This is a genomic window from Chryseobacterium sp. 2TAF14, assembly GCF_052115105.1.
Lineage (GTDB): Bacteria > Bacteroidota > Bacteroidia > Flavobacteriales > Weeksellaceae > Chryseobacterium.
This window is the reverse complement of the sequence record NZ_JBFRGA010000301.1, coordinates 1-1986: the sequence shown is the minus strand read 5'-3', so window position 1 is coordinate 1986 and position 1986 is coordinate 1. Positions and strand designations below refer to the sequence as shown.

1 protein-coding gene and 1 pseudogene are annotated in these 1986 nt (G+C 34.7%); both read left to right on the top strand.

The features are described 5' to 3' along the window. The coding region (locus AB4Y90_RS17730) for an ABC transporter ATP-binding protein (RefSeq protein ID WP_441558887.1) at positions 1-1074 on the top strand (1074 nt) is incomplete at its 5' end. A gap of 21 nt (positions 1075-1095) precedes the next feature. Continuing rightward, positions 1096-1986 (top strand): annotated as a pseudogene (locus AB4Y90_RS17725) (hypothetical protein); the annotation flags it as partial.

The window sequence follows — 1986 nt, the reverse complement described above, 5'->3', positions numbered from 1 at the left end:
CTGTTAGACTGCGCTATTGACACCCAAAATATGTCGATCTATAAAGAAGCGATCGATCTAACCGACTGGAAAGAAACCCACAATCACGCCGTTGACGAATTAATCGAAAAGTCGAAAAGCCTTCTCGCCAAAATTGAAAAAATTCAGGTAAAAGAGCATGTTTCCCAACAATCAGTTTTAAAAGCAACAGATATTGTAAAATCTTACGGAAGCAATCGTTTTTTGCTCGGCCCGATTTCTATGGAGATCAATAAAGGCCAGGTTTATGGTTTGGTGGGAGAAAACGGAAACGGTAAAACAACCTTATTGAGAATTTTAGCCAATGAAATTTCGTTTAACGAAGGAAGCCTGCATTATTCTTTCAACGAAAAACCAAAGAATGAGTATGACCTCAGAACAAAGCTTGTTTACATACCGCAACGAACCGAAAAATGGTATGGAAGCCTGAAAGATAACCTGAAATTCGTTCTTTCTAATTATGGAGTTTCACCGGAAGAAAATGAAACCCGAACCTTGATGATGATTGCCCGTCTCGGATTGTGGAATTATAAACATCTGAAGTGGAGCGAGCTTTCGTCAGGATACAAAATGCGTTTTGAGCTGGCAAGAATACTTTTGAGAAAACCTGAAATCCTTTTGTTGGATGAGCCTTTAGCCAATCTCGATGTTTTGGCGCAACAGGTAATCCTGGAAGATTTAAAATCGATTGCCAACTCGGTAAATCATCCGATTGCATTGATCCTGAGCTCGCAGCAGTTGTACGAAGTAGAAAAGATTTCTGATAAAGTAATTTTCCTTAAAAACGGGAAATACAAAGACAATTCTGAGACAAATGATGATAGCGAAAACAACCTGATCATAGAGATTGACACAGCGGAAAGCCGGGATAAACYTCTTGAAGTTTTTAAAGATTTCAAACTTGAAAAACTGAACTTTAATGGTGGAGTTTATGTTGCTTATTTCTCTTCAGAAACGCAGTTTTACGAGGTGATTTCGGCTTTGGGAAATGCAAAGGCAGAAATAATCTACATCAGAAATATCTCGTCTTCTACGAGAAGGTTTTTCGTTAATTAATCTTTTTTAATTCAAATTAAAATGCAAAAACTCAATAAATTTAACCAATTTCTGCTGGAAAAATATCCTACAGTCTGGAACACCAAAATTGTATGGATGCTTTTGGCAGCTTTCGTTTTTCATATCGTCTTTTTTATCATCGGTTATCTTTCGCACATCGATCCGGTTTCGTTGCAGAAGTATTCTGTAAAAGATGATTATTTCAGGAACGGTGTCATTTTTATTCATCTTATTATTTCTATTTTACTGATTGTAGGGTGGCTTTTGATGATGCTTAAAAACAATGCGTTTAAGAATTTTTATCCTGTTTCTAAAGGCAAATTGTTTGGTCAGTTTGTGCAGTATTTTATCATTATTTTTTCGTGTACGACTTTTTATTTTTCGTACATGACGGGTTTCAGAATGTTTATCAACAATAAATATCCTGATCATGAGATGGCAAAAAATATTGATATAATCAACCGGACAGCGCCTTTTCTTTCTCAAAATATAGAATCTTATACTTTAGAAAACAGATTGTCTCCAAAACCTTTTTATGATCTGTATTGTGAAACCGACTTGGAAGAAATAGACCGTAACAAAAAATTCTTTGTTTATTACAACAGGATTTATCAGTATAATTCTCTCTATTCTAAAAAATCTTACCAGAAAGACAAACGTGGGAATTTCATACCTCCCAATCCTGAATATGCTCAAAAAATAAAGCCAGCTTATTCAAGCGAAGAAGAAAAATTTGAAACGTTTTATTACAAAAAAGATGTTGTAGATCTTTCCTCATATATTAAAACAAGTCAGCCAAGCTTTTATAATTTTTCGGAAATTTTCTATGATTATGATTTTAAAGGTTATGATGACGGAGCAGGAGCTGTAGAAAGTCATAATTATTATGATAAAGATTCGCCTGATTATATT